The sequence below is a fragment of the Sphingomonas sp. MM-1 genome, assembly GCF_000347675.2.
GTDB classification, from domain to species: Bacteria; Pseudomonadota; Alphaproteobacteria; order Sphingomonadales; family Sphingomonadaceae; genus Sphingomonas_E; species Sphingomonas_E fennica.
The window spans coordinates 3,729,939-3,756,485 of record NC_020561.1 but is presented as its reverse complement, the minus strand read 5'-3'; the positions used below and the strand labels follow the sequence as shown (position 1 = coordinate 3,756,485).

Sequence of the window (26,547 nt, the reverse complement as noted above, 5' to 3'; positions counted from 1 at the left end):
GATGACAGGACAAGGGGCGCTTCCCCGAAGCGGCCCAACAGGGAAGACTTGCCATGCGCATATCCCGCATATTCATCGACCGCCCGATCTTCGCGGGCGTGATCGCGGTGATCATCACGATCATCGGCGCGATCGCCTATTTCGCGCTGCCCATATCCCAATATCCCGACGTCGTGCCGCCGACCGTGACGGTGAGCGCCACCTATCCCGGCGCCAATGCCGAGACGGTGGCCGATACCGTCGCCGCCCCGCTGGAGCAGGAGATCAACGGCGTCGACGACATGCTCTACATGTCGAGCCAGTCCACCGGCGACGGCCGCCTGACGATCACCGTCACCTTCCGGCTGGGCACCGACCTCGATCAGGCGCAGGTGCTGGTGCAGAACCGCGTCGCGCTGGCCGAGCCGCGCCTGCCGGAGGAGGTGCGCCGCCAGGGCGTCGTCACCCGCAAGACGTCGCCCGACTTCCTGATGGTGGTGAACCTGATCTCGCCGGACGGGTCGCTCGACCAGGCCTATATGTCCAACTATGCGCTAACCCAGATCCGCGACCGGCTGAGCCGCATCGACGGCGTGGGCGACGTGCGCATCTTCGGCGCGCGCGACTACGGCATGCGCATCTGGATCGATCCCGGCAAGGCGGCCGCCCGCAACATGACCGCGGGCGAGATCGTGGCCGCGCTGCGCGCCCAGAACGTGCAGGTCGCCGCCGGTGCGGTGGGCCAGCCCCCCTATAATACGGGCGCCGCCTTCCAGGTGGGCGTGGAGACGCTGGGCCGCCTCAACCGGCCCGAGCAGTTCGCCGGCATCGTCATCAAGACCGACGCCGAGGGCCGCCAGACGCGCCTTTCGGACGTCGCCCGCGTGGAGCTGGGCGCCGAGGACTATAGCGTCAACGCCTATCTGAGCGGCAAGCCCGCCATCCACATCGGCATCTTCCAGCGGCCGGGCTCCAACGCGCTCGCCGCCGCCGAGGAGGTGCGCGCCGAGATGCGAACCCTGGCCAAGTCCTTCCCCAAGGGGCTGGAATATAAGTCCGTCTACAACCCGACCGAGTTCATCGAGAAATCGATCGAGGCGGTGAACCACACGCTGATCGAGGCGGTGATCCTCGTCGTCCTCGTCATCCTCGTCTTCCTGCAGAGCTGGCGCGCGGCCATCGTGCCCGTGCTGGCCATCCCTGTATCGCTGATCGGCACCTTCGCGGTGCTGGCGGGGCTGGGCTATTCGCTCAACAACCTCTCGCTGTTCGGCATGGTGCTGGCGATCGGCATCGTCGTCGACGACGCGATCGTCGTGGTCGAGAATGTCGAGCGCAACATCGCGCGCGGGCTGAGCCCGCTCGAGGCGTCGCGCCTGTCGATGGACGAGGTTTCGACCGCGCTCGTCGCCATCGTGCTGGTGCTGCTGGCCGTGTTCGTGCCGACCCTGTTCATCACCGGCATTTCGGGCCAGTTCTACCGCCAGTTCGCGGTGACGATCTCTACCGCGACGGTGATCTCGCTGATCCTGTCGCTCACCCTCTCGCCGGCGCTGGCCGCCCGCCTGCTCAAGTCCGGCCATCACCGGCCGACCCACGGCTGGCGAGGCATCGCCGCGCGCGCGGGCGATGCGTTCAACCGCGGGTTCGATCGGATGTCCGCCGCTTATGGCGCGCTGGTCCGCCGGCTGGTGACGGCGCCCAGGAAGATGCTGACCATCTATGCCGGGCTGATCGCGCTCACCGGCGCGCTATTCTGGGCGACGCCCGCCGGCTTCGTGCCGTGGCAGGACCAGGGCTATTATCTCGCCGCCGTGCGCCTGCCTTCCGGCGCCTCGCTGGAGCGCACCGACACGCTGATGCGGCAATTGTCGCAGCGGCTGCTGAAGGTGCCCGGCACCGAGGGCGCGGTGATGTTCGCCGGGTTCGACGCGCCTTCGCAGACGCAGGCGCCCAATTCGGCCGCGTCCTTCATCGTGCTGAAGCCTTTCGACGAGCGCAAGAAGCTGGGCCTGACCGCGCAGGGCATCGCCGATGAGCTGCGCAAGGCGGCCGCCGAGTTCGACGGCGCCACCATCTTCATCGTGCCGCCGCCGCTGATCCGCGGCATCGGCACGGCGGGCGGCTTCTCCATGATGGTGCAGGACCGCAGCGGCCAGGGCTTTACCGAGCTCTACAAGGCCACCGGCGGGGTGATCGGCGAGGGCAACAAGACCCAGGGCCTCGCCATGGTGCACACCAAGATCGATCCGTCCTCGCCCCGCATCTATGCCGATATCGATCGCGCCAAGGCCGATATGCTGGGCGTGGCCCCGGCCCGGGTGTTCGAGGCGCTGCAGGTCTATCTCGGTTCCTCTTTCGTCAACGATTTCAACCTGCTGGGCCGCACCTACCGGGTGACGGCGCAGGCGGAGGGAACATCGCGGACGAGCGTGGCGGACATCGCCAACCTCAAGACCCGGTCCAATTCGGGCGCGATGGTGCCGATCGGCGCGGTCGCCAATTTCGAGGACCGGACCGGGCCGTATCGCGTCACCCGCTACAACCTCTATCCCGCGATCGAGGTGGAGGGCGAGAATGCGCCGGGCTATTCATCCGGCCAGGCGCTGGACGGGATGGAGGCCGCCGTCGCCAAGGCGCTGCCCGCCGGCTATGGCTGGGAATGGACCGGCATGGCCTATCAGCAGCGCGCCGCCGGCAATACCGCCGCCGTCGTGTTCGCCCTGGCCGTGGTGTTCGTGTTCCTGGTGCTGGCCGCCCAGTTCGAAAGCCTGGTGCTGCCGCTGGCGATCATCCTGATCGTGCCGATGACGCTGCTGGCGGCATTGGCGGGCGTGAACCTGCGCGGGCTGGACAACAACATCCTGACGCAGATCGGCCTGGTCGTGCTGATCGCGCTGGCCGCCAAGAACGCCATCCTGATCGTGGAATTCGCCAAGCAGGCGGAGGAAGCGGGCCGGAGCGTGGTGGACGCGGCGGTGCAGGCGGCCGAAACCCGGCTGCGGCCGATCCTGATGACCAGCTTCGCCTTCATCCTGGGCGTGCTGCCGCTGGTGATCGCTTCCGGGCCGGGCGCCGAGCTGCGGCAGGCGCTGGGCACGGCGGTGTTCTTCGGGATGCTGGGCGTCACCGGCTTCGGCCTGATCTTCACCCCCGTCTTCTACGTGGCGGCCCGCGCGCTGGGCGATCGGCTTCGCCGTCGCCCGGCGGACGATCCCGCCGCCGCCCTGCAACCCGCCGAATGAGGAGGACGACCATGAACCGTCTCCGCAACCTTGCCTTCTCCAGCCTCGCCGCCCTGGCGCTCGCCGGGTGCGCCGTCGGCCCCGATTATGTGGCGCCGCTGCCGGCGGCGCCCACCCAGGGCGCCTTCCTGAGCCAGCCCGCCGCCGTGACGGCGGATGCGGCGACGGACGGCCGCTGGTGGCGGCTCTATGACGATCCCGTGCTCGACCGGCTGGTCGAGGATGCGCTCGCCAACAACAAGGACGTCGCCGTCGCCGTCGCCAACATCGCCAAGGCCCGCGCCTCGCTGCGCGGCGTGAAGGGCGATCGGCTGCCGCAGACCAATGCCGGCTTCGGCGCCAATTACGGCCGGCTTCCGGCGATCCAGCGGCCGGCGGGCGTCGACCGCGAGGACTGGCAGGTCGATACCGGGCTCGACATCTCCTACGAGGTCGACCTGTTCGGCCGGATCAGCCGCAACGTCGAGGCCGCCCGCGCGGACGTGGCCGAGGCGGAGGCCGAGCGGGACGCCGTGCGCGTCGCGGTCGCGGCCGAGACGGCGCGGGCCTATGCCGACCTCAACAGCGCGACCGAGCGGCTGGGCGTGGCCGAGCATATCGTCGAGTTGATCGACCAGACCGCCTCCCTCACCGCCAAGCGGCTGGAAGCCGGGCGCGGCACGCGGCTGGACGTATCCCGCGCGCTGGCGCTGCGGGACCAGCAGAAGGCGCTGATCCCGCCGCTGGCGGCCGAGCGCGACGCCGCCCGCTTCCGGCTGGCGACATTGACCGGCCGTGCGCCTTCCGAGCTGCCGGCGGAGGCGCAGGCGCGCGGCACGACGCTGCGGCTGGAAAAGCCGATCCCGGTGGGCGACGGGCGCGCCCTGCTCGCCCGCCGGCCGGACGTGCGGGCGGCCGAGCGGCGGCTGGCCGCGCAAACCGCGCGGATCGGCGTGGCGACGGCGGACCTCTATCCCCGGATCACGCTGGGCGGATCGGTAAGCTCCACCGGCAACAGCTTCGGCAATATCTTCGGCGCCGGGCCGCTCGGCTGGCTGGTGGGCGGATTGGTGAACTGGAACTTCCTGAACCAGGAAGCCACCCGCGCCCGCATCCAGGGGGCCGAGGCCGACGCGCAGGGTGCGCTCGCCACCTTCGACGGGACGGTGCTGCGCGCACTGGAGGAGACCGAGACGGCGCTGTCCGCCTACGGCCACGCGCTCGACCGGCGGACCGCGCTGCAATCCGCCCGCGACCAGGCGGAGATCGCCGCCCGCATCGCGCGTGCCCAGCAGCGCGAAGGCCGTGTCGACTTCCTCGTCGTGCTGGATGCGGAGCGGACCTTCGCCGAGACGCAGGCTGCGCTGGCCGAGGCCGATGCCCGGATCGTGACCACGCAGGTCGATCTGTTCCGCGCGCTGGGCGGCGGCTGGCAGGAAGGATGAGGCCCCTCCCCGCCGCCCGCTTTCCAGACGGAGCGGGCGGCGGAAGGGCGGCGAGGCTCAGCCGATCGCCATCAGCGTGGCGTTGCCGCCCGCCGCAGCGGTGTTGGTGCTGACGGACTTTTCCTCCAGCAGCAGATCGAGATTGTAGGTGGAGCGGCCCGAGGCGAGATCCGCGGGCGTGGCGCCCTGGACGGTGACGATCCGGCCGGGGCGTTCCGCGAGGATGGCGTTGACCTTGATCAGCGCATCGGCATCGCCTTCGAACAGCACGCCCCCCAGATCGGCGCGCGCCGCCCAGTCGCCCGTGCGATGGACCCGCCGGGCAAGATCGGACGGCAGGCATTCGAGGATGGCGAGCACCGGCTGGCCGCTTTCGACGACGACATCGTTCCCGGTCGCCAGCGCCGCGCCGAGCTGCACGAGCAGGCCCAGCGTGGAGGACGGAATGAGCGCGATCGTGCCGCGCGGCTCCAGACGGTAGAGATTGCGCTCGCCCACCGGCCCCGGCAGCTCCGCCAGCGCGCCCAGCGGCACGCCCCGGCTGTGCGCCTGGCAGACGGCCAGCGCCTCGCCATGGCCGGCATCGCGCAGCCAATCGGCATAGGCTTCATAGGGCGCGAGCATCGCCGGATCGGCCGATAGGCCCGGCCGCTCCACCGCCGGCCGGCTGGCGAGCAGGCGCGGCACATAGAGGGGGCCGCCCGCCTTGGGGCCGGTGCCCGAAAGCCCCTGCCCGCCGAACGGCTGCACGCCGACCACCGCGCCGATGATGTTGCGGTTCACATAGATGTTGCCGGCATGGCTGCGATCGGTGAGCCGGGCGATCGTCTCATCGATGCGGGAATGGACGCCGAAGGTGAGGCCGTAGCCGCTGGCATTGACCTGTTCGAGCACGGCATCGCGATCCTCCCGCGCGTAGCGGAGGACATGGAGGACGGGGCCGAACACCTCCTGCTCGACATCGGCGACGGCGTCGATCTCGATCATCGTCGGCGCTACGAAGGTGCCGTTGCGGGTCTCGGCCGGCAGCGGCAGCGATCGGACCTTGTGGCCCCTCGCCGCCATCGCATCGACATGCGCCTGGATGCGATCGCGCGCCTCGGCGGTGATGACCGGGCCGACATCGGTGGAAAGCCGATCGGGATTGTTGACCGAAAGCTCGTTCATCGCCCCCCACAGCATCTCCAGCGTGCGATCGGCGACATCTTCCTGCACGCAGAGAATACGCAGCGCCGAGCAGCGCTGGCCCGCGCTGTCGAAGGCGGAAGCGATGACATCGCCCACCACCTGTTCGGCCAGCGCGGAGCTGTCCACGATCATCGCGTTCATGCCGCCCGTTTCGGCGACCAGCGGCACCGCATGGCCTTCGGGCGTCACGCGCTTCGCCAGCGTCTTCTGGATGAGGCGGGCGACCTCGGTCGATCCGGTGAAGACGACGCCGCGCACCCGGGCGTCGCCCGTCAGCATCCCGCCGACATCACCGGCACCGGTGACGAGCTGGAGCGCATCGGCCGGCACGCCGGCGGCGTGCAGCAGCCGCACGGCTTCGGCCGCGATCAGCGGTGTTTCCTCCGCCGGCTTGGCGAGGACGGTGTTGCCCGCGGCCAGCGCCGCCGAAACCTGGCCGGTGAAGATCGCCAGCGGGAAGTTCCACGGGCTGATGCAGGCGACGGGGCCGAGCGGACGATGCGTATCCGCCGCGAAATCCTGCGCGGCATCGGCATAATAGCGCAGGAAATCCACGGCCTCGCGCACTTCGGCGATGGCATTGGGAAGGGACTTGCCGGCTTCGCGCACGATCAGGCCGAGCAGGATCGGCATCCGCGCTTCCATCAGGTCCGCCGCGTGGCGCAGGCAGGCCGCGCGCTCGGCCGCGGGCGTGGCGCCCCACACCACCTGTTCGCGCACGGCGCGGGCGAGCGCCGCGTCCACCATCACCGGCGTGCAATCCCACACGGTGCCGACGATGTCGCGGCCGTCGGCCGGGTTGTAGACGGGCCGTTCGATCCCGCCTTCATCCGCCGGCTCCGCCCGCCAGGCGGTGGCGGCGCTGGTGAGGAGCGCCGCCGAGAGCGAGGCCAGCCGCTGTTCGTTGACGAGATCGAGGCCGGCCGAATTGGGCCGCGACGGGCCGTAGAGATCGCGCGGCGAGCGGATGGCGGGATGCTGGGACCCGAGCGGCTCGATCTTGCGGGCGACCTCCACCGGATCGACCACGAGCGAGGCGATCGGCACGTCGGCATTGCCGATCTGGTTGACGAAGGAGCTGTTCGCGCCATTTTCCAGCAGGCGGCGGACGAGATAGGCGAGCAGCGTCTCATGCGTGCCGACCGGCGCGTAGATGCGGCACGGGCGGTTCAGCTTGTCCGCGCCGACGACCTCCTCATAAAGCGGCTCGCCCATGCCGTGCAGGCACTGGAACTCATATTGGCCGGCATAATAATTGCCGCCCGCCATCGCCATCACGCTGGCGAGCGTGCGGGCATTGTGCGTGGCGAATTGCGGGAACACCGCATCCGGCGCCGCCAGCAGCTTGCGCGCGCAGGCGAGGTAGGAAACATCGGTGTGCACCTTGCGGGTGAAGACGGGGAAATCCTCCAGCCCGTCCACCTGGGCGCGCTTGATCTCGCTATCCCAATAGGCGCCCTTCACCAGCCGGATCATCAGGCGGTGGCCAGTGCGGCGCGCCAGATCGATGACATGATCGATCACATAGGGGCAGCGCTTGGAATAGGCCTGGATGACGAAGCCGATGCCGTTCCAGCCCTTGAGCTCGGGCGCGGCGCAGAGCCCTTCCAGCAGGTCCAGCGACAGTTCGAGCCGGTCGGCTTCCTCGGCATCGATGTTGACGGCGATGTCATAGCCCCGCGCGAGGATGACGAGCGCCTTCAGCCGGGGGTAAAGCTCCGCCATCACCCGATCGGCCTGGGCGCGGGAATAGCGGGCATGGAGCGCGGAGAGCTTCACCGAGATGCCCGGCCCCTCATAGATGCCGCGCCCGCCCGAAGCCTTGCCGATCGCGTGGATCGCGCGTTCGTAATCGGCATAATAGCGATCGGCATCGGCCGCCGTGGTCGCCGCCTCGCCCAGCATGTCGTAGGAATAACGGAAGCCGCGCGCCTCCATCTTGCGGGCGTTGGCCAGCGCCTCGCCGATATCCTGGCCGGTGACGAACTGTTCGCCCATCATCCGCATCGCCATGTCCACGCCCTTGCGGATCACCGGCTCGCCGCCGCGCCCGATCAGCTTGGTGAGCGCCGATGACAGGCTCTTCTCGCTGGCGGTGGAGGTGAGCTTGCCGGTGACGACCAGCCCCCATGTCGCGGCATTGACGAACAGCGAGGGGCTGCGGCCGACATGGGACTGCCAGTCGCCGGTGGAAATCTTGTCGCGGATCAGCGCGTCGCGGGTGGCGCGATCGGGGATGCGGAGCAGCGCCTCCGCCAGGCACATCAGCGCCACGCCTTCCTGGCTGGACAGCGAATATTCCTGGATCAGCCCTTCCACTCCGCCGCCCTGGCCCTTGGCGCGGAGCGCGCTGACGAGCCGGGTCGCGGTATCGGTGGCCTGGCGCTGCTGCTCGGGGCTCAACGTCGCCTCGGCCAGCAGATAGGGCAGGCATTCCCGTTCCGGCAGGCGATAGGCGGATGTGATCCGCGCCCTGAGCGCGCCCTGCGGCTGCACCGTCTGGGCGAACTGGATGAAGGGCGCGGGCGGGCCATCCTGATCGGCGGCGGCGACGGGCTCCACCTCCTCGGCAACGGCGGGTCCTTCCTGGACGATGCCGTGATCGCCCCGCTCGATCGCCTCGATCGCGCCGATCAGCGATTTCTTCGCCAGCCAATGGGGGGTGCGGGCGATTTCGGCCGCCGCCGCCTTGAGGCGCTGGCGAAGCTCCTCGCTAACCTTCACGCCGATCGTCGAATCAACCATAGGTGCAACCTTATTTCGCTGTTCTGGTTTTACCTGCGCCCTAGCATGACCTTTTCAAAGGTGAAACCTCCAAGAAGGGCGAGTTTCCTATCCATTTGGATATTGCGGCCCCGATTCGCGCGCGCGATGGTGCCAGCCAAAATACAATGGAGCAGAGGATGACCGCGAACCATTATGCGGCGAAGCCATGGTTAAGGCTTTTCCCCGAAGGGCAACCCCATGACCACCAGGCCCGCTTCGGCGACATGCTGGCGGCGTTCCGCGCGGCGGTGGCGGACGCGGCGGACCGGACGGCGATCCGCTTTTCGGGCAGCGGCATCAGCTTCGGCGCGCTGGATGCCAAGAGCGATCGCCTGGCCGGTTGGGCGGCCGCGCACGGGGTCAAGCCCGGGGATCGCATCGCCATCATCCTTCAGAACGTGCCCGCCGCCGCGATCGCGACGGTGGCGGCGTGGAAGCTGGGCGCCATCCCGGTGCCGGGCAACCCCATGTATCGCGCGGCCGAGATCGCCCGCCAGTTCGAGGACAGCCGCCCCGCTTTGCTGATCTGCCACGAAGGCCATGCCGCAACCATCGGCGAGGCGCTGGCGATCATCGGCGACGGTGGCCGGCCGGTGCTGACGGTGCCCGAGGACGGCGGGCCGGGCGACGCCGCCCTCCCCGGCAGCCTTGCCGCCGCGATGGCGGAAGAACTGGTGCCGCCACCCTCTCCCACCATCGCGCCGGACGACCTCGGCCTGCTGCTCTATACCTCCGGCACGACGGGCGTTCCCAAGGCGGCCATGATCCGCCACGAAAGCCTCGCCTGGAACAGCGAGGCGATGTCGCTCTGGTATGGGATAGACGGCGATGCCCGCATCTTGGGCGTGGCGCCGATGTTCCACATCACCGGCTTCGTCATGCACCTCGCTCTGTCGATCGCGGCGCGGGCGACGCTGATCCTGTTCGGCCGCTTCGATCCGGCCAGGGCGCTCGCCACCATCCGCGCGGAACGGCCGACATGGACGGTGGGCGCCATCACCGCCTACAACGCGCTGGCCGGGCTGGGCGAGGTGACGCGCGAGGATTTCGCCAGCTTCCGGCGGATGGATTCTGGCGGCGCGCCGATCGCGCCCGCGCTCCGCGCCACGATCGCCGACACGATCGGCCACGCCGTCTATGCCGCCTATGGCATGACCGAAACGGCCTCCGTCACCCATAGCTGCCCGGTGGGCGTCGAGGTGCCCGTCGATCCCGCATCGGGCGCCTTCTCCGTCGGCATCCCCTTCATCGGCACCGAGGCGATGGTGGCGGACGAGGCCGGCCGGCCCGTGCCCGTCGGCGAGACCGGCGAGATATGGATGCGCGGCCGCCAGATCATGGCCGGCTATTGGAACAAGCCCGAGGAGACGGCGGCCACGCTGACCAATGGCTGGATGCGATCCGGCGATGTCGGCTTCATGGACGAGCAAGGCTGGTTCTACGTCGTCGACCGCAAGAAGGACTGCATCATCGCTTCCGGCTTCAAGGTATGGCCGCGCGAGGTGGAGGATGCGCTCCACACCCATCCGGCGGTGCGCGAGGCGGCCGTGGTGGGCGCGCCGGATGCCTATCGCGGCGAAACGGTGGTGGCGCACGTCTCGCTGCGGCCCGGCGCCGCGGCGGACGAGGCGGCGCTGATCGCCCATTGCCGCGATCAGCTTGCCGCCTACAAGGTGCCCCGCGCCATCCGCATCGCCGCCGAACTGCCCAAGACCGCAACCGGCAAGATCCAGCGCAACGTGCTGCGCGAGGCGGAGCAGAGCGCGGCCGCGGCATAGGCGGCAGCCCGCAAACTGCCTCGGCCGTTCCGGCGATCGGGCATCAGGCCGCGATGCGCCAGCCCGCCCGGCCGCCGCGCTTCGCCTCGTAGAGCGCGGCGTCCGCGCGGACGAGGAGGCCGGCGGCGGCTTCCCCGCCATGGTTGCGCGGGGCGACGCCGATGCTGGCGCTGGCCGCGATCCGCGCGCCATCCACCAGATAGGGCGCCTGCAACGCGGCCAGCAGGCGTTCGGCAAGGGCCGCATGATCGCCTCCTTCGTCCTCGACGAGAAGGACGGCGAACTCGTCCCCGCCCAGCCGGGCGACGATATCCCCGGCGCGGACGGTGGCGCGTATCCGCCGGGCGGCCTCGCACAGCACGGCATCGCCGACGGCATGGCCGTGGCCGTCGTTGACCGCCTTGAAATGATCGAGGTCGATCAGCACCAGCCCGCCCCAGCCGGCCGCAGCCCGCCGATCGAAGCCGCGACGGTTGAGCAGGCCGGTGAGCGGATCGCTTTCCGCTTCCATCTGCAGGCGCGCCTGGCGGCTGCGCTCCTCGTTGATGTCGATGGTGATGCCGACGATGCTTTCCGGCTGGCCGGCGCCGTCGCGCAGCAGCTTCGCGGTGGATCGAACCCAGCGATATTCGTCGTCATGCACGCGGATGCGGAAATGGGCGACGGCCCGGTCCGTCTCATTGGCCAGCAGCGCCATGAAGCTGGCCGCCGGGCGATCGTCCGGATGGATGCGGGCCTGAAAGTCATCGGCATCGATCCCGCCATGGCCGTCGCCGCAGACGAAGCGGGTGAGATAGGAGGACATGGTGAAAACGCCGCCGGCGATGTCATATTGCCAGGGGCCACCCTCCATCACCTCGAACGCCAGCGCCAGCCGCTCGGCCTCCTCCCGCGCCGCCCGTTCGGCGAGCTTGCGCGCGCCGATATCCTCGATCTGCGAGACGAACAGCTCCGCATGGCCGCCCGCGTCGCGCACCACCGATACGCTCAGCATGCCGTGCGCCACTTTCCCATCCTTGCGCAGATAGCGCTTTTCCAGCCGGTAATGATCGATATCCCCACGCAGCACCGCCTCGAACTGTTCCGTATCGGCGGCCAGATCATCGGGATGGGTGACGGCCTGGAAGCGCTGGCCCTCCAGCTCCCCGGCGGGATAGCCGAGCATGTCCGCGAAAGAGGGATTGACCCGGATCAGCCGCCCATCGAGGCCGACCAGCGCCATGCCGATCACCGCCGAATGGAACGCTCCATTGAACATCGCCTCGCTCCGGTTGGGCGGCACGATGTCGGCGAAGGGGTCCGGTCCGGACATGATCGATATCAATCCCACAAAAATCCCGGCACGCCCACCCGCGCGACGCAATCCGCCCCGAATGTCTAACCGGAATCAGGGTTAACAGGCCGTCAGGACATGCGGCTGTGACCGTCGACACAAGCGAAATAACGGGTTAGCCCTGTGCCTATGGAACCAGCCCGCTATTCGCGCATCGCGATCACGCTCCACTGGCTTATCGCCGCGGCCCTCGCCTTCCAGATCGGCCTCGGCTGGCGAATGGGGAATCTGACCGCCGCCACCGGCCAGTTCACCGCCTTCCAGCTCCACAAGTCGATCGGCATCACGATCCTGCTGCTCAGCCTGATCCGGGTGGCGGTGCGCTGGTGGAAGCCCCGGCCGGCGGCGGAACCGGACAGCCCGTGGGCGAAGCGGGCCGCCGGCCTCGTGCATTTCGGCCTCTATGCCTTCATGATCGGCGGGCCGATCACCGGATGGCTGCTGGTATCCACATCGCGCATCCAGGTGCCGACCCTGCTGTTCAGCACCATTCCCTGGCCGCACATTCCCGGCCTGCACGGCGCGCTGCGCGGCCCCGTCCACGAATTCAGCGAGGCGGCCCATTCGGCGCTGGCCTGGATCGGCATCGCATTGTTCGTGCTGCACGTCGCCGGCGCGCTTCGCCACCAGTGGCTGCTGCGCCAGCCGCTGATCGAACGGATGCTGCCTGCCGGACCGGAGCGGCTGTCGCGCGGCGGCGGCGCCCTCGCTTATATCGCGGCGCTGGCGCTGGTGGGCGGCGCCTTCCTGCTGCCCGGCACGATCGGATCGACGCGGGGCAATGTGCCGCCGCCCGCCCCGGCTGCCGCCGAAACCCCGGCCGGCGAGACGGCGGGGGACGATGCGGGGGAAGGGAATGGCGCCATCCAAGCTGCGCCGGCCGAAGCCCCCGATAACGCAGCCACCACCGCCGGAGACAATGCCAGCGTCGCCGCCGCCCCGGCCGAGGAAGCCAAGGCGGAAGCGCCGCGCTGGGCCGTCCAGCCCGGCGGCCGGCTGGGCTTCACCGCCAGCTTCACCGGCACCCCGATCGAGGGGCGCTTCACCCGCTGGGACGCGGATATCCGCTTCGACGCGGACGCGCTCGACAAGTCGGACATCCGCGTGCGGATCGACATGGCGTCCGCCGATACCGAGGATTCCTCGCGCGACGAGACGCTGCGCGGCGACGCCTTCTTCGATACCGGCGCCCATGCAGCCGCCACCTTCCGCGCCACGCGGGTGACGTCGACCGGGCCGGCCCGCTATCGCGCGCAGGGCAGCCTGACCATCAAGGGCGTGAAGCGGCCGATGACCGTGGACTTCACGCTCGCGATCAAGGGCGATCGCGCCGATGTGGCCGGCAAGGGCACGATCACGCGCGGCGATTTCGGCATCGGCACTGGCGAATGGGAGGCGACCGATCGCATCGCCGGGCCTGTCGCGGTGGACTTCCGCTTCTCCGCCATACGAAAGGATTAATTGCGGAGGCGGGCCGGCTCCCTGATACCCGGCCGACACCTTCTGGGAGCGCTGCGATGATCGACCTGCATTACTGGCCCACGCCGAACGGCCACAAGATCACCCTTTTCCTCGAGGAAACGGGCATTCCCTATCGCATCGTGCCGGTGAACATCGGCAAGGGCGAGCAGTTCGACCCCGAATATCTGAAGATCGCGCCCAACAACCGCATGCCGGCGATCGTGGACCAGGCCCCGGCCGACGGCGGCGCGCCCATCTCGCTGTTCGAATCGGGCGCGATCCTGCTCTACCTCGCCGAAAAGCACGGCCGCTTCATCCCCGCCGACATTCGCGGCCGGGCGGAGGTGCTGCAATGGCTGTTCTGGCAGATGGGCGGGCTGGGGCCGATGGCCGGCCAGAACCATCATTTCCGCGTCTATGCGCCGGAAAAGCTGCCTTACGCCATCGATCGCTACGTCAACGAGACCAACCGGCTCTACGGCGTGCTGAACAAGCGGCTGGCGGATCGGGAATTCGTGGCCGGCGATTATTCGATCGCCGACATGGCCGCCTATCCCTGGATCGTGCCGCACGAGAATCAGGGGCAGGACCTCAACGATTTCCCGCACCTGAAGCGCTGGTTCGAGGCGATCGCCGCGCGGCCGGCGACGGTGCGCGCCTATGCGATCGGCGAACAGTTCCGCACGACGCCGGGCGTCCAGAGCGAGGAGCAGCGCCGCATCCTCTTCGGCCAGACCGCCGCCTCGCTGGATCAGGGCAAGCCCGCCACCGCCGGCAACTGAGGACCAAGCGAAAAAATCCCGTCCCGCCCGCGCGGGGGCATCTCGGCGCCCGAGACGCTACGGCACGGCTTGCCGTTGCCGGATGGGCGCCGCCGGCAGAGCCATTCGCGGGCGGGACGGCGCCGGAATTGGGGCCATTCCCGCACTGGACGCTCATTTTGGTTGCGCTAAGAAACGGGGCATGACCCTGCCAGCCATCTTCGACCGGCTTTCGCTGCCGGCCATCGCTTCGCCCATGTTCATCGTCTCCGGCGTCGATCTGGTGATCGCGCAGTGCAAGGCGGGGATCGTGGGTTCCTTCCCCGCGCTGAACGCCCGCCCGCAGAGCGAGCTGGACGAATGGCTGCACCGCATCACCGAGGAACTGGCCGCCTGGGACCGGGATCATCCCGAAAGCCCGTCCGCCCCGTTCGCGGTGAACCAGATCGTCCACAAGTCCAACGCGCGGCTGGAGGAGGATGTCGCCACCTGCGCCAAATGGAAGGTGCCGATCGTCATCACCTCGCTGGGCGCGCGCGAGGATCTGAACCACGCGGTGCACGGCTGGGGCGGCATCACGCTGCACGACATCATCGACGATCGCTTCGCCCGCAAGGCGATCGAAAAGGGCGCGGACGGGCTGATCGCGGTGGCGGCGGGCGCCGGCGGCCATGCCGGGCGGCTCTCCCCCTTCGCGCTGATCCAGGAGATTCGGGAATGGTTCGCCGGCCCGCTGATCCTGTCGGGCGCCATCGCCTCCGGCCGCGCGATCCTGGCGGCGCAGGCGATGGGCGCGGACCTCGCTTATATCGGATCGGCCTTCATCGCCACGAAGGAAGGCACCGCGACCGACGCCTACAAGCAGGCGATCGTCGAAGGCCATGCGGCGGACATCGTCTATTCCGATCTCTTCACCGGCGTGCACGGCAATTATCTGCGCGGATCGATCGTCGCGGCGGGGCTGGACCCGGACAATCTGCCCAAGGGCGACATCAAGTCGATGGATTTCGGCGCGACGATCACCGCCAAGGCCTGGCGCGACATCTGGGGTTGCGGCCAGGGCATCGGCACCATCCACGCGGTGGAGCCGGCCGCCGACATGATCGCCCGCTTCAAGGCCGAATATGTCGCCGCCAAGGCGGAGCTGGACGCCAAGTTCCGGGGCTGAAGGGATTTCCAGGCGGATGATCCCATCTGCCGGCCCGGAAATCACGTCGGATAAGAAGCTTTTCGGAGATGCTCCGGCTCTGATTGAACCGGAACATCGCCGAAAAGCGGATTGCGGGGAGGAGGCGATCCCCTCCCCGCTTCCACCGATCAGCCGACCGGCTGGTTCGCGCCCGTAAGGTCGCGCGCGGCGGCATAGCCGAAGGTCATCGCCGGGCCGATCGTGGCGCCGGCGCCAGGATAGGAACGGCCCATCACCGAGGCCGCGGTATTGCCGATGGCGTAGAGGCCCGGGATGCGCTTGCCCTGCTTGTCCAGCACCGCGCCGTGGCTGTCCGTCACCAGGCCGCCATTGGTGCCGATGTCGCCGGGATTGACCGGCAGCGCATAGAAAGGCGCCTTTTCCAGCGGCAGCAGGTTGGGATTGGGCTGCACCTTGGGATCGCCATAATAGCGATCATAGGGCTGATGGCCGCGCCCGAAATCCGGGTCCTCGCCGCGCCGGGAATTCTCGTTGAAGCGCTCCACCGTCGCCACCAGTGCGTCCGCGGGCAGGCCCAGTTTCTCCGCGAGTTCGGCGATGCTGTTCGCCTTGGTCACGATCTGCTTCACCTCGCCGCGCATGGTGAAATCCGGGAAGACCGGCATCACCGGCCCCATCGGATATTTGCTGCGGAAGGTGGCGTCGAAGATCACATAAGCGGGCGTGGTCTCGGCGCCCGGCAAATTCTTCTCGAACATCTCCTTGCCGACGATGTGGTAGGAGGCCGCTTCGTTGGTGAAGCGCTTGCCGGCCTGGTTGACGATGATCGATCCGGGCAGCGACCGTTCGAAGAAAAGCGGCCGGGCGCGATCCTCGCCCGGCACCTTGATCGTCGGCGCCCACCAGGCCGAATCGAGCCGCTCGACCGCAGCACCGGCCCGTTCCGCCGCGAGCAGCGTATCGCCGGTATTGTCCGGCTGGCCGCCGCTGACATCGGGATCGGGCGAGCGGCGGAGGTTGGCGCCGCGCAGATCGGCATTCCGTTCGAACCCGCCGGCGGCCAGGATCACGCCCTTGCGGGCGCGGATGCGCTGGACACGGCCGTCCTTCACCACCGTGGCGCCGACGACCTTGCCGTCCTCGACGATCAGGTCCGCGAACGGCGCCTTGCGCCAGAGCGGCACATGGCGCTTGTCCAGCGCCAGCTTCAGCCGCGCGACCAGCGCGTTGCCGCCGGTGAGGAAGCGCGCGCGATCCGATTTGAGCCGCTGGCCGATATCGGAATAATAGCGCCAGAGCACCTTGAGCAGGCTCTTGAACCAGCCCGGCCAGCGCGTGATCATCGGCGCGGCTTCGGCCGCCGTCCACGATATCTTGCCGAACAGCATCGCGGAGGCGTGGGTCGGCCGCATCCAGCGCAGGTCGTCGCCCAGCAGCCGCCCGTCCAGCGGCACCGGATCGTGGCTGCGCCAGCCGAGCTTACCGCCCGGCAACTCCGCATGATAATCGGTATAGGGAATCGAGTTGTAGAGGACGTTCGCCTCGCGCTCGACATATTGCAGCATCGCCGGCGCCATATCGACGAAGGCCTCGATCCGCTTGGGATCGACGTCGCCCGCGAGCGCGGAGATATATTCGATCGCCTCTTCCCGCGAATCCTGCTGGCCCGCCGCCTTGGCGAGGTGGCTGTTGGGAATCCACAGCACGCCGCCGGACGTGGCGCTGGTGCCGCCGAACAGCTCGCCCTTCTCGATCACCAGCACGTCGGCATGGTTGTCCGCCGCCACGATCGCCGCCGTCAGCGCGCCCGCCCCCGATCCCACGACCAGCACGTCCGTCTCATGATCCCAGCCGGTCGTGATCTTGCCCTCCATCATCCGCCTCACCCTTTTATCCGGTCGTGCGCATCATGCGCGGCGACGCAATCGTTGGTCACAGTTCCACCACGTCCCGCCGCCCAGGAGAAGCCCGTCCTTCCAAAATCGGGCCAAATTCACGCTCCACGGACGCAAAACGCCCCCTGAATCTTCCCCCTAGGCATCATATGCGCAGCGATGCTATGGTTCCTCGAACGCATAGCAAGGCCGTCGAAGGTCAAAAACAATAAAATGCGAACCGGAGATGGAAAAAGGGAAAGGCATGACGAACGTGATCGCAGCCCAGCAAGCCACCCAATCGTCCACTATCCATGTGGATGCCGCCATCGTTGCCCCGAACTGCACGATCCAGATCGTGAGCGCGATCCACCCGACGCCGGTGGAATATACGCATTGCGAACCGCACCATGCGATCGCGATGCAGCGCCAGCGCAAGCAGGCCTTCTCCACCGGCCGCTACCTGATCGAGGGCGCGGAAAAGCGCTTCGAGGATATCGGCCGGGTCCTCGTGCTTCCCGCCAACGTGCCGCTGGAGGTGCGCGCCGAAGGCGGGCCGACCCAGGCGGTGCGCTGCATCTTCAACCAGGATGCCTATGCCCGCATCACCGGGCTGGACGAGCTGGTCCATCCCAATGAGATGGTCGGCTGCCTCGACGTGAAGAGCCCGCGCATCACCGACACGCTCGCCCGCCTTGCCGGCGAGGCGGAGGCGCCGGGCTTCGCCTCGCGCGTGCTGGCCGAAGCGCTCGGCACCTCGCTGATGGTGGAAATCGCGCGTTATGTGAACGATCTGCAGCCGCGCTCCACGATCCAGCGCGGCGGGCTGGCGCGGCGCACCCACCGCCAGATCATCGAATATGTCGAGACGCAGAACGGCACGCCGTCGTTGAGCGATCTCGCCAAGCTGACCGGCCTCAGCCGCCGCCACCTGAGCCGCGCCTTCAAGCAGACCACCGGCCAGACGATCTACGATTATGTGGAGCAGGTACGCTTCAACCGCGCGGCCAACATGCTGGCGGATACCGATCTGCTCATCAAGGATATCGCCTTCAAGCTGGGCTTCACCTGTTCCAGCAGCTTCTCGGTCGCGTTCCGCCGCGCCTGCGGCGAGACGCCCAAGTCCTTCCGCAAGCGGATGCGCCCCGGCGCGCCGGACGAGATCGCCAGCCCGCTGTCGCTGGCGGCCTGAACCGCATGTCCCTGGCCAGGGCCGGAGAGCGGATCGCCCGCCCCCCCGGCCCTTCGCCTTTCCGGCCGGTTCGCGGATTCCAGTGAACGAATATTTACGTTGTGGCCCGCACGCCCCCTTCCGCCCGCGCAATCCCGTGCCTAACAAGGGCCAGTCATGTGGCAATTGTATCAATTCCCGCTCTGTCCCTTCTCGCGCAAGGTGCGCCTGCTGCTCGGTGAAAAGGGCGTGGGCTATGAGCTCGTCCGCGAATCGCCCTGGGTGCAGCGGGACGAGTTCCTGGACATGAACCCCGCCGGGCAGACGCCGGTGATGGCGGACAGCGCCGCCGGCACGGTGCTGATCGATTCCTCCACGATCTGCGAATATTTCGAGGAGACGATCGACAAGGCGTCGATGCTGCCGGGCACCGCCGCCAACCGCGCGGAAATCCGCCGGCTCGTCACCTGGTTCGACGAGCGCATGTATGCCGAGGTGGTGGCGCCGCTGATGCACGAACGCATGCTGAAGCGGATCGTCCACCGCATGACGCCGGATGCCAAGGCCCTGCGCGAGGCGATGAAGGCGGCCAACAGCCACCTCGATTATGTCGATTACCTGCTCGATCATCGCCGCTGGATCGGCGGGCCGGTGCTGAGCCTCGCGGATCTCACCGCAGCCGCCCACCTGTCCGTCGCGGACTATCTGGGCGGAATCGACTGGCGCGGGCATGACCGCACCAAGGAATGGTATGCCGCGCTGAAATCGCGGCCTAGCTTCCGCCCGCTTTTGTCGGAACGCATGGAAATCGTCAGCCCGCCCGATCATTATGACAAGGTCGATTTCTAAGCACCGCTCCGCCGCGGCCGCGACGCCGCCCATGGGCACCGCCGCCCGGCGACCGATGCATATCCGCGCGATCAGCGGAGGACGGTCACGGGCTCCGATGCGTATCCTGTTCCTGTTCGTGGGCGAAAAGCACCATGTGTTCCATGCCTTGCCGATCGCGGGCGAGATGGCGGCACGCTATCCCGATCTGGATATCGAGATAGCGATCGCCGGCCCGGAAAATGATGCGCTGGTGCGCGACGTGCTGAATTGCTTTCCCGGCTTCACCCCCACGATCCGCTATCTCGATCTTCCCGGCCCGGCCGATGCCCTGCACAAATGGGGCGTGCTGCGCGGGCAGCAGCGCATTACCCGGCTGATCGCCGCCCTGCCCTACCTTCGCGGCTTCGATGCGATCGTGGTGCCGGAACGGACCACCACCATGATCCGGCATTTCCTGGGGTCCCGCACGAAGCTGATCTTCACGCCGCACGGCGCGGGCGATCGCGCCATCACCTATGACAAGCGGGACCGGCTCTTCGATTTCGCCCTGGTGGCGGGCGAGAAGAGCGAGCGGCGCATGCTGGAGCTGGGCACCATCCGCCCCGGCGCCTATGCCGTCACCGGCTATGTGAAGATGGATTTCATGCAGCGGCTGGCGGCGCATCGCCCGCCGCTGTTCGACAACGGCCGGCCGACGGTGCTCTATGCACCGCATTTCCGATCGTCGCTGTCGTCCTGGGACAGGTTCGGCAAGGCGATCATCCGCGCCTTCGCCGCGCAGGATCGCTACAATCTGGTGGTGGCGCCGCATATCCGGCTGTTCGACCATGCCCCCGCCCGCGTGACCGCGCCGATCGAGGCGATGGCCGTGCCCGGCAAGATCATCGTCGATCTCAGCTCCGAACGGCTCGTCGACATGACCTATACGGCCGGCGCGGACATCTATCTCGGCGACGTGAGCAGCCAGGTCTATGAATTCCTCAACCGGCCGCGCCCCTGCGTGTTCCTGAACGCGCACGATGCCGACTGGCCGGACAATCCCGACTATCTGTTCTGGACGCTGGGAGACGTGGTTTCCAGCGTGGCCGATGTGCTGCCAGCGATCGATGCGGCGGCGGAGCGCCACCCCCTCTATGCCGCCCGCCAGTGCCAGATATTGTCCGATTCGATCGGTGGCGACCCCACCGGCGCCTCGGCCCGCAGCGCGGACGCGATCCTGCATTTCCTGGAGGAAAAGGCCAAGGCCGGCAGGAAGGCCGCCAGCCGCTGATCCTATTCCGCTGCCGCCGCGGGCACGGCCGTCAGCAGATAATCCATCGCCTTGTTGTCCGAGAGGTGGAAGCCCCGGCCCGGCCCGAAGGACAGGCCGGTCACGTCCGCCACCCTTAGCCCCGCCGCCTCGACCAGCTTGGCCAGTTCCTCGGGCGTGAGGAATTTGTGCCAGTCATGCGTGCCTTTCGGAATGCCGCCCACGCTTTCGCCCACGGCGATGAGCGCGAGGCGCGACACCGGCGTGCGGTTGGGCGTGGAAAGCACCATCAGCCCGCCCGGCGCCAGCCGCCGCGCCAGTTCCGCGACGAAAGCAGCGGGATCGGCGACATGCTCGATCACCTCCAGCGAGGTGACGAGATCGAAGGCGGCCACCTCGTCCATCTCCTCCACGCCGCCGACGCGATAGTCGATGGCGAGGCCCTGCCCTTCGGCATGGGCGCGGGCGACGGCGATATTCTCCGGCGCGGCGTCGATCGCGGTGACGCTGGCGCCCAGCCGCGCCAGCGGCTCGGCCAGCAGCCCCGCCCCGCAGCCGACATCCAGCACCCGCCGGCCGGCCAGCGGCTTCAGCCCGGCGGGGTTGCCGTGCCAGTGCCCGTCCACGGCGTCGCGGATGTAGCGCAGCCGCACCGGATTGAGCCGGTGCAGCATCGCCGACGATCCCTTGGGGTTCCACCAGTCCGCCGCCATCGCGCCGAAATGGGCGGCTTCGGCGGGATCGATCGTATCGGGCGTGCTTGCGTTCATGGCGCCTCCTCCCTATCAGGCCGGCACACCGCGCGCCAAGCCGGTTCCTGATAGAGCTAGAAGACCTGCCCATGGCCCGTATCGTCATGAAGTTCGGCGGCACCTCGATGGCCGGCATCGAACGGATCCGCAATGTCGCCAATCGCGTGAAGCATGAGGTGGACGCCGGCAACCAGGTGGCCGTCGTGGTTTCGGCCATGGCGGGCGAAACCGATCGCCTCGTCAATTTCTGCCGCGAGGCATCGCCCCTTTACGACCCGCGCGAATATGACGTGGTGGTCGCATCGGGCGAGCAGGTGACGAGCGGCCTGCTCGCCATCGTGCTGCAATCCATCGGCGTGAACGCGCGGAGCTGGCTGGGCTGGCAGCTGCCGATCCGCACGTCGGACGCGCATGCCTCCGCCCGCATCGCCGCGATCGATACCGCCGCGCTGGATGCGTCGCTGGCGGCGGGCGAGGTCGCGGTGATCCCCGGTTTCCAGGGCATGGCCGATGGCGATCGGGTGACGACGCTGGGCCGGGGCGGTTCGGATACGTCGGCCGTGGCGGTCGCCGCCGCGATGAAGGCGGATCGCTGCGACATCTATACCGACGTGGACGGCGTCTACACCACGGACCCGCGCATCGTGCCCAGGGCCCGCAAGCTCAGCCGCGTCACCTATGAGGAGATGCTGGAACTGGCCAGCGTTGGCGCCAAGGTGCTGCAGACCCGGTCGGTGGGCCTGGCGATGAAGGAGAAGGTGCGCGTGCGCGTGCTTTCGTCCTTCGACGACAGCCGCGACGATGACGGCCATCGCGGCACGCTGATCGTAGGCGACGACGAGATCGAAGAGGGAAGCATGGAACGTCAGCTCATCACGGGCATCGCCCACGACAAGAACGAAGCCAAGGTGACGCTGGTCGCCGTGCCGGACCGGCCGGGCGCCGTCGCCACCATCTTCACGCCGCTGGCCGATGCCAGCATCAACGTGGACATGATCGTCCAGAACATCGCCCATGAAACGGGCAGCACGGACGTGACCTTCACCGTCCCCAAGGCGGAACTGGCCCGCGCGCTGGACGTGCTGGAAAAGGCGCGGCCGACCATCGGCTTCGAACGCGTCCTCCACGCCACCAACGTCTGCAAGGTTTCGGTGGTCGGCGTCGGCATGCGCAGCCATGCGGGCGTGGCCGCGACGATGTTCAAGGCGCTGGCCGATCGCGGCATCAACATCCAGGCGATCACCACTTCCGAAATCAAGGTCAGCGTGCTGATCGAGGACGATTATACCGAGCTGGCCGTTCGCGTGCTGCACACCGCCTACGGCCTGGACGCCGAGGAAGAGACGGTGGACGCGTGAGCCTTTCCAGCCCGCGCCTCGACGCGCTGATGGCGCGCGGGGCGGAATTCCTCGGCACGCGCCATGCGATCATGGCCGGCGCCATGTCGTGGGTGTCCGAACGCCATCTCGTCGCGGCGATCTCTAATGCCGGCGGCTTCGGCGTAATCGCCTGCGGGGCGATGACGCCGGCACTGCTGGATGCCGAGATTGCGGGCACCAAGGGGCTTACGGACAAGCCTTTCGGCGTCAATCTCATAACGATGCACCCCGATCTTGATGAATTGATCGAGGTTTGCGCGCGCCATCAGGTCGGCCATGTCGTGCTGGCCGGCGGCCTTCCGCCGGGCGGCGCGATCGAACGGATCAAGGCATCGGGCGCAAAGGTGCTCTGCTTCGCGCCCGCGCTGGCGCTGGCCAAGAAGCTGATCCGTTCCGGCGTGGACGCGCTGGTGATCGAGGGGATGGAAGCCGGCGGCCATATCGGCCCGGTCTCCACCTCCGTCCTGGCGCAGGAAATCCTGCCCGAGGTGGCGGACAAGCTGCCCGTGTTCGTCGCCGGCGGCATCGGCCGGGGCGAGGCGATCGCCGCTTATCTGGAAATGGGCGCGGCCGGCGTGCAGCTCGGCACCCGCTTCGTCTGCGCGGTGGAGTCGATCGCGCATCCCAAATTCAAGAAGGCGTTCATCCGCGCTTCCGCCCGCGAGGCGGTGGCCAGCGTCCAGATCGACCCGCGCCTGCCGGTGATCCCGGTGCGCGCGCTGAAGAACGCCTCCACCGAGCTGTTCACGGCAAAGCAGCGCGAAGTGGCGCAGGCGCTGGACGAAGGCCGGGTGGAGATGGCCGAGGCCCAGTTGCAGATCGAGCATTATTGGGCAGGCGCGCTCCGCCGCGCGGTGATCGACGGCGATGTGGAGAACGGATCGCTGATGGCCGGCCAGTCGGTGGGTATGGTGACCAGGGAGGAACCGGCGACCGACATCATCACCGCGCTCGTCACCGAAGCCGAAACCGCGCTCACCGCGCGCGGCTGAACGCGGGCCACGGGGCGCCGCCGCGACAGGCGCCCCACCGTCATTCCGCTTTCTCGGGAATTGCGGATAAGGTCCGCGGCATCTGCCTTGCCCAGCGCCTAGAATGCCTGCTGCAGGCGCTCCACGAGGCTGCGGGCCGGGCTGGGGACGGCGCGAAAGCCGCCCATGTCGCGATCGAGCCGGTCGACGCGATCGTAAAGGTCCCGGCTGGCGGCGATCAGGTGGCGCGCCGTCGGCGGAAGATCGGCGACCACCTGCGGATCGCTGTCATGCGCGCCGCCCAGCCGCCGGCCCGGCTCGCGCGCCTGCTCGGGCGTCAGTTCGCCCGCCTCGACCGCCTTGCGCACCAGCAGCCAGGCAATCACGTGCATCAGCCGCGTCGTCACCTTGAGCGATTCGCAGGAGAAGCTGACGCGCGCCAGCGGCGACAGCGCATCCCGCTCGGCCCGGCCGGGTTCGTCGAAATAGGCCCGCACCTCGTCGGCGAGCACCATGGCCTCGAGATAGAGGCTGTCGACCAGCCGGGCGGCCATGCGGCCGTCCACATCCAAGTGCCCATCACCCTGCATCTCCGCATGATGCCACGAAAGCGGCGGCGGCGCAGCCCGGAAAGAGGGTGAATGCCGGCTTTGCCCTGTCCCGCAAGGCCCGTCCGCGCCCGCCGGCTCCGGCCGACGGAGCCGCGCGATCCGGCAAGATTTCGATGCACATCCCGCCCCTTGAAGCCTGCTGCCGGCTGCCTATCTCGATCGTGGCGCATCGTCGCCTGATGGGACGATGACGCTACGGCCCGGCGGTTTCCGCGGGCCTGTTCCATCCTCAATGCCAGAAAGGATTGAGACAATGCGTGCAGTGGATTTCGCCCCCCTCCTCCGGTCCTCGATCGGTTTCGAGAACCTCAACCGCCTCGTCGATTTCGCGACGCGCGGCGAAGGGGACGCCTACCCCCCCTATAATATCGAAAAGCTGGGCGACGGCGCCTATCGCATTTCGATGGCCGTTGCCGGCTTCAGCCGCGACGAGCTTGACCTCACCGTTCAGGAGAATGTCCTGATCGTGGTCGGCCGCGCCGGCGAAGCGCAGGAAAACGGCACGCGGGAATTCCTCCATCGCGGCATCGCCAAGCGCGCCTTCGAGCGCCGCTTCCAGCTTGCCGACACCATCAAGGTGACGGGCGCGGGCTATGAGAACGGCCTGCTGAACATCGACCTGGTCCGCGAGGTGCCGGAGCACAAGAAGCCGCGTCGGATCGAGATCGACCATGCCGCCCCGCCAGTGCCGGAAGCGATCACCGAGCAGCGCGACGCCGCCTGACGCAGACATCGCGGCATGAAAAAGGGGCCGGCGGATCACCCATCCGCCGGCCCTTTTGCTGTCCCGATCGCTTTCAGGCGATGATGTCGGGGATGAGCTGGTCCTCCAGCAGCGCGATCTCGTCCCTGAGGCGGAGCTTGCGCTTCTTGAGTCGCGCCAGGGCAAGCTGATCGGCGGCCGGCGCATCGCCCATCGCCTCGATCGCGATGTCGAGATCGCGATGTTCTTCCCGCAGAATCTCGATTCGCCGGCCGATGCCGATATCTTCCATCCCGCGCGCTCCCTGCCGGAAATTCCGTGCCATGCCAGCGATATCGGCGATCGGGCCGGCGCTCAAGCACATCCCGCGCCGCCCATCCATCGCATGCCCGATGGCAAATATCGCAACCATGCGAATAGGTGGATTACAAGCGGGCCGATCGGTGATTTACTCCCTCTCCCCATAGCGGGAAACGAAAGGAGGATCCTTCATGGACAACGCCCATTCGTCTGCACTGATCGCCAAGCATGCCGGCCTCGACGCCCGCATCGCCGCCGAGAACAACCGGCCGGCACCCGACGGCATCCTGATCGCCAACCTCAAGAAACAGAAACTGAAAATCAAGGAAGCGCTCCGCCAGGTCTGAGCGCCGCCGCACCGGGTCGCTGCCCAGGAACGGGCAGCGACAGCGGCCTCCTTCCGCTCCATCCCAAAGCCGAATCGACCCGCCTGCCCCTCACGGCCAGGTCTGGAACGACGAAATTTCCAAACCGGCGCCGCGCCCGGCCCGCCCTTCCCCCGCCATGCAGATCGATCCGCTCCGGCGGCGCTAGCGCCCCGTGCGGAAGCCCGGACGGCGCATGCGTTCCAGATCGGCGATCGTCATCGTCTGCGGCTTCGGCCCGGCGATCGGCTTGCGAGCGAGATGGGGATCGATCGGCGCGTCGAAGGCGACGCCCACGCGGCCCTGCGCGCACCAGGCGATTCGGCCCGCCACCGGCCCGACGCCCCTCAGTTCCACGATGAGTCGATCCCCGGAACGGCAATCGCGAAGGCAATCGGCCATCAGCCCGCCTTCGGAAAGATTGCGGACGCGCAGCTGCACCGAATCGCCGCGATCCGAAAAGGTCGCCATCGCCTGCAAAAACATACTGTCGCGGGGCGCGCGACCGCCATTTCCTGCGTCCGCGACATCCCCGATCTCGTCATCCGAGACGGTGCTATCCTTCACGACCGGCCCCATATTTTCTTATAGATCGCGCACTTGAACCGCAGCGCGCCATGGGGACAAAAAAGCAGCAAATCATCCAGAAACGGTTAACGGTGCGGTAGCGTATTATTCGTCGCGCGAGATCTTTTCCTGCCGCTCGTGCCGTTCCTGCGCCTCGACGGTCATCGTCGCGATCGGGCGGGCTTCCAGGCGGGCCAGCGAGATCGGCTCCCCCGTCACCTCGCAATAGCCATATTCGCCTTCCTCGATCCGGCGCAGCGCGGCTTCGATCTTGGAGATCAGCTTGCGCTGGCGATCGCGGGTGCGCAGCTCGATCGACCAGTCGGTCTCGCTGGAGGCGCGGTCGGTGATGTCGGGTTCGCGCAGCGAGTCGGTCTGCAACTGGGCCAGCGTGCCCTGGGCCTCGCGCAGGATCGACTCCTTCCAATCGATCAGCTTGCGGCGGAAATAGGCCATCTGCCGCGGGTTCATGAACTCTTCGTCGGGAGACGGGCGATAATCCGCGTCGATGATATCGTCCTGATGAGCACCGTTGGAACCGGGAGTCGAATTGAGCGCCGTCGCCATCACGTTCTCCGCTACCACCCGCGTTGGCCGCGGTGGGCTATTTGCCGGGGCGCTATACCGGCCCGCCGAACCGGGCACAAGCGCCGGAATCAGCGACATTTCGATGAAACAACGATCGATCC

The 26,547-nt window shown here is 68.0% G+C and carries 21 protein-coding genes; 13 read left to right on the top strand and 8 right to left on the bottom strand.

Annotation, left to right across the window (positions count from 1 at the left end):
* Positions 1–53 precede the first annotated feature (53 nt).
* Together G432_RS17775 and G432_RS17770 are read left to right on the top strand one after the other, a co-directional pair.
* Positions 54–3,224 (top strand): efflux RND transporter permease subunit, encoded by a 3,171-nt coding sequence (locus G432_RS17775; RefSeq protein ID WP_015460208.1) that lies wholly within the window; start codon positions 54–56, stop codon positions 3,222–3,224.
* Between the two features lie 11 nt (positions 3,225–3,235).
* On the top strand, positions 3,236–4,648 hold the full coding sequence (locus tag G432_RS17770) for an efflux transporter outer membrane subunit (protein ID WP_015460207.1): 1,413 nt from the start codon (positions 3,236–3,238) through the stop codon (positions 4,646–4,648).
* A 57-nt stretch (positions 4,649–4,705) separates the two neighbouring features.
* On the opposite strand, the gene putA is transcribed toward G432_RS17770, so the two are convergent.
* A complete protein-coding gene (gene putA / locus G432_RS17765; protein ID WP_015460206.1) occupies positions 4,706–8,581 on the bottom strand; it encodes a trifunctional transcriptional regulator/proline dehydrogenase/L-glutamate gamma-semialdehyde dehydrogenase in 3,876 nt (1,291 codons plus the stop codon).
* A gap of 158 nt (positions 8,582–8,739) precedes the next feature.
* Between putA and G432_RS17760 the strand changes: the two genes are divergently transcribed.
* Positions 8,740–10,380, top strand: coding sequence for an AMP-binding protein (locus tag G432_RS17760; protein WP_015460205.1), 1,641 nt, complete (start codon positions 8,740–8,742; stop codon positions 10,378–10,380).
* Positions 10,381–10,423: 43 nt separating this feature from the next.
* On the opposite strand, the gene G432_RS17755 is transcribed toward G432_RS17760, so the two are convergent.
* Positions 10,424–11,692, bottom strand: a complete 1,269-nt coding sequence (locus G432_RS17755) for a diguanylate cyclase (RefSeq protein WP_236626815.1) — start codon at positions 11,690–11,692, stop codon at positions 10,424–10,426.
* A 150-nt stretch (positions 11,693–11,842) separates the two neighbouring features.
* Between G432_RS17755 and G432_RS17750 the strand changes: the two genes are divergently transcribed.
* The 3 genes from G432_RS17750 to G432_RS17740 all read left to right on the top strand — a co-directional run bounded on the left by G432_RS17750 (position 11,843) and on the right by G432_RS17740 (position 15,103).
* Positions 11,843–13,174, top strand: a complete 1,332-nt coding sequence (locus tag G432_RS17750) for a YceI family protein (RefSeq protein ID WP_015460203.1) — start codon at positions 11,843–11,845, stop codon at positions 13,172–13,174.
* A 56-nt stretch (positions 13,175–13,230) separates the two neighbouring features.
* Positions 13,231–13,956, top strand: coding sequence for a glutathione S-transferase N-terminal domain-containing protein (locus G432_RS17745; protein ID WP_015460202.1), 726 nt, complete (start codon positions 13,231–13,233; stop codon positions 13,954–13,956).
* A 181-nt stretch (positions 13,957–14,137) separates the two neighbouring features.
* Positions 14,138–15,103, top strand: coding sequence for an NAD(P)H-dependent flavin oxidoreductase (locus G432_RS17740; protein WP_015460201.1), 966 nt, complete (start codon positions 14,138–14,140; stop codon positions 15,101–15,103).
* Between the two features lie 149 nt (positions 15,104–15,252).
* On the opposite strand, the gene G432_RS17735 is transcribed toward G432_RS17740, so the two are convergent.
* Positions 15,253–16,962, bottom strand: coding sequence for an FAD-dependent oxidoreductase (locus G432_RS17735; protein ID WP_015460200.1), 1,710 nt, complete (start codon positions 16,960–16,962; stop codon positions 15,253–15,255).
* A 262-nt stretch (positions 16,963–17,224) separates the two neighbouring features.
* Here G432_RS17735 and G432_RS17730 point away from each other — a divergent pair, with 262 nt between their 5' ends.
* The 3 genes from G432_RS17730 to G432_RS17720 all read left to right on the top strand — a co-directional run bounded on the left by G432_RS17730 (position 17,225) and on the right by G432_RS17720 (position 20,231).
* On the top strand, positions 17,225–18,151 hold the full coding sequence (locus tag G432_RS17730; protein WP_236626814.1) for an AraC family transcriptional regulator: 927 nt from the start codon (positions 17,225–17,227) through the stop codon (positions 18,149–18,151).
* A gap of 156 nt (positions 18,152–18,307) precedes the next feature.
* The gene (locus G432_RS17725; RefSeq protein ID WP_015460198.1) at positions 18,308–18,979 is read left to right on the top strand and encodes a glutathione S-transferase family protein; all 672 of its coding nucleotides are present in this window, start codon (positions 18,308–18,310) and stop codon (positions 18,977–18,979) included.
* A 97-nt stretch (positions 18,980–19,076) separates the two neighbouring features.
* On the top strand, positions 19,077–20,231 hold the full coding sequence (locus G432_RS17720; RefSeq protein WP_015460197.1) for a hypothetical protein: 1,155 nt from the start codon (positions 19,077–19,079) through the stop codon (positions 20,229–20,231).
* 2 nt (positions 20,232–20,233) lie between these two features.
* Here G432_RS17720 and ubiG read toward each other — a convergent pair whose 3' ends face one another.
* Positions 20,234–20,980 carry a bifunctional 2-polyprenyl-6-hydroxyphenol methylase/3-demethylubiquinol 3-O-methyltransferase UbiG gene (gene ubiG / locus G432_RS17715; protein ID WP_015460196.1) on the bottom strand — a complete coding sequence of 249 codons (747 nt, stop codon included), beginning with the start codon at positions 20,978–20,980 and terminating at the stop codon, positions 20,234–20,236.
* Positions 20,981–21,051: 71 nt separating this feature from the next.
* On the opposite strand from ubiG, the gene G432_RS17710 reads away from it, so the two are divergent.
* Positions 21,052–22,320 carry an aspartate kinase gene (locus G432_RS17710; RefSeq protein ID WP_015460195.1) on the top strand — a complete coding sequence of 423 codons (1,269 nt, stop codon included), beginning with the start codon at positions 21,052–21,054 and terminating at the stop codon, positions 22,318–22,320.
* A gap of 29 nt (positions 22,321–22,349) precedes the next feature.
* Positions 22,350–23,333, top strand: coding sequence for an NAD(P)H-dependent flavin oxidoreductase (locus G432_RS17705; protein ID WP_041864984.1), 984 nt, complete (start codon positions 22,350–22,352; stop codon positions 23,331–23,333).
* A gap of 98 nt (positions 23,334–23,431) precedes the next feature.
* Here G432_RS17705 and G432_RS17700 read toward each other — a convergent pair whose 3' ends face one another.
* Positions 23,432–23,866, bottom strand: a complete 435-nt coding sequence (locus tag G432_RS17700; RefSeq protein ID WP_107395897.1) for a DUF1465 family protein — start codon at positions 23,864–23,866, stop codon at positions 23,432–23,434.
* Between the two features lie 310 nt (positions 23,867–24,176).
* On the opposite strand from G432_RS17700, the gene G432_RS17695 reads away from it, so the two are divergent.
* A complete protein-coding gene (locus G432_RS17695) occupies positions 24,177–24,647 on the top strand; it encodes an Hsp20 family protein (RefSeq protein ID WP_015460192.1) in 471 nt (156 codons plus the stop codon).
* A gap of 73 nt (positions 24,648–24,720) precedes the next feature.
* On the opposite strand, the gene G432_RS17690 is transcribed toward G432_RS17695, so the two are convergent.
* Positions 24,721–24,918 (bottom strand): YdcH family protein, encoded by a 198-nt coding sequence (locus G432_RS17690; protein ID WP_015460191.1) that lies wholly within the window; start codon positions 24,916–24,918, stop codon positions 24,721–24,723.
* Positions 24,919–25,117: 199 nt separating this feature from the next.
* Between G432_RS17690 and G432_RS22675 the strand changes: the two genes are divergently transcribed.
* The gene (locus tag G432_RS22675; RefSeq protein WP_015460190.1) at positions 25,118–25,273 is read left to right on the top strand and encodes a YdcH family protein; all 156 of its coding nucleotides are present in this window, start codon (positions 25,118–25,120) and stop codon (positions 25,271–25,273) included.
* 183 nt (positions 25,274–25,456) lie between these two features.
* On the opposite strand, the gene G432_RS17685 is transcribed toward G432_RS22675, so the two are convergent.
* Together G432_RS17685 and dksA are read right to left on the bottom strand one after the other, a co-directional pair.
* Positions 25,457–25,858, bottom strand: a complete 402-nt coding sequence (locus G432_RS17685; RefSeq protein ID WP_236626813.1) for a PilZ domain-containing protein — start codon at positions 25,856–25,858, stop codon at positions 25,457–25,459.
* Between the two features lie 105 nt (positions 25,859–25,963).
* A complete protein-coding gene (dksA, locus tag G432_RS17680) occupies positions 25,964–26,425 on the bottom strand; it encodes an RNA polymerase-binding protein DksA (RefSeq protein ID WP_015460188.1) in 462 nt (153 codons plus the stop codon).
* Positions 26,426–26,547: the final 122 nt, after the last annotated feature.

What these genes read in the sequence shown, in the direction of transcription:
- G432_RS17760 (WP_015460205.1), top strand. Translation starts at nt 8,740, where the DNA reads ATGACCGCGAACCATTATGCGGCGAAGCCATGGTTAAGGCTTTTCCCC.
- G432_RS17725 (WP_015460198.1), top strand. Translation starts at nt 18,308, where the DNA reads ATGTGGCAATTGTATCAATTCCCGCTCTGTCCCTTCTCGCGCAAGGTG.
- G432_RS17750 (WP_015460203.1), top strand. Translation starts at nt 11,843, where the DNA reads ATGGAACCAGCCCGCTATTCGCGCATCGCGATCACGCTCCACTGGCTT.
- G432_RS17690 (WP_015460191.1), bottom strand. Translation starts at nt 24,918, where the DNA reads ATGGAAGATATCGGCATCGGCCGGCGAATCGAGATTCTGCGGGAAGAA.
- G432_RS17730 (WP_236626814.1), top strand. Translation starts at nt 17,225, where the DNA reads ATGACGAACGTGATCGCAGCCCAGCAAGCCACCCAATCGTCCACTATC.
- G432_RS17735 (WP_015460200.1), bottom strand. Translation starts at nt 16,962, where the DNA reads ATGATGGAGGGCAAGATCACGACCGGCTGGGATCATGAGACGGACGTG.
- G432_RS17705 (WP_041864984.1), top strand. Translation starts at nt 22,350, where the DNA reads ATGGCGCGCGGGGCGGAATTCCTCGGCACGCGCCATGCGATCATGGCC.
- G432_RS17775 (WP_015460208.1), top strand. Translation starts at nt 54, where the DNA reads ATGCGCATATCCCGCATATTCATCGACCGCCCGATCTTCGCGGGCGTG.
- putA (WP_015460206.1), bottom strand. Translation starts at nt 8,581, where the DNA reads ATGGTTGATTCGACGATCGGCGTGAAGGTTAGCGAGGAGCTTCGCCAG.
- G432_RS17745 (WP_015460202.1), top strand. Translation starts at nt 13,231, where the DNA reads ATGATCGACCTGCATTACTGGCCCACGCCGAACGGCCACAAGATCACC.
- G432_RS22675 (WP_015460190.1), top strand. Translation starts at nt 25,118, where the DNA reads ATGGACAACGCCCATTCGTCTGCACTGATCGCCAAGCATGCCGGCCTC.
- G432_RS17700 (WP_107395897.1), bottom strand. Translation starts at nt 23,866, where the DNA reads ATGGCCGCCCGGCTGGTCGACAGCCTCTATCTCGAGGCCATGGTGCTC.
- G432_RS17695 (WP_015460192.1), top strand. Translation starts at nt 24,177, where the DNA reads ATGCGTGCAGTGGATTTCGCCCCCCTCCTCCGGTCCTCGATCGGTTTC.
- dksA (WP_015460188.1), bottom strand. Translation starts at nt 26,425, where the DNA reads ATGGCGACGGCGCTCAATTCGACTCCCGGTTCCAACGGTGCTCATCAG.
- G432_RS17710 (WP_015460195.1), top strand. Translation starts at nt 21,052, where the DNA reads ATGGCCCGTATCGTCATGAAGTTCGGCGGCACCTCGATGGCCGGCATC.
- ubiG (WP_015460196.1), bottom strand. Translation starts at nt 20,980, where the DNA reads ATGAACGCAAGCACGCCCGATACGATCGATCCCGCCGAAGCCGCCCAT.
- G432_RS17720 (WP_015460197.1), top strand. Translation starts at nt 19,077, where the DNA reads ATGCGTATCCTGTTCCTGTTCGTGGGCGAAAAGCACCATGTGTTCCAT.
- G432_RS17740 (WP_015460201.1), top strand. Translation starts at nt 14,138, where the DNA reads ATGACCCTGCCAGCCATCTTCGACCGGCTTTCGCTGCCGGCCATCGCT.
- G432_RS17755 (WP_236626815.1), bottom strand. Translation starts at nt 11,692, where the DNA reads ATGTCCGGACCGGACCCCTTCGCCGACATCGTGCCGCCCAACCGGAGC.
- G432_RS17770 (WP_015460207.1), top strand. Translation starts at nt 3,236, where the DNA reads ATGAACCGTCTCCGCAACCTTGCCTTCTCCAGCCTCGCCGCCCTGGCG.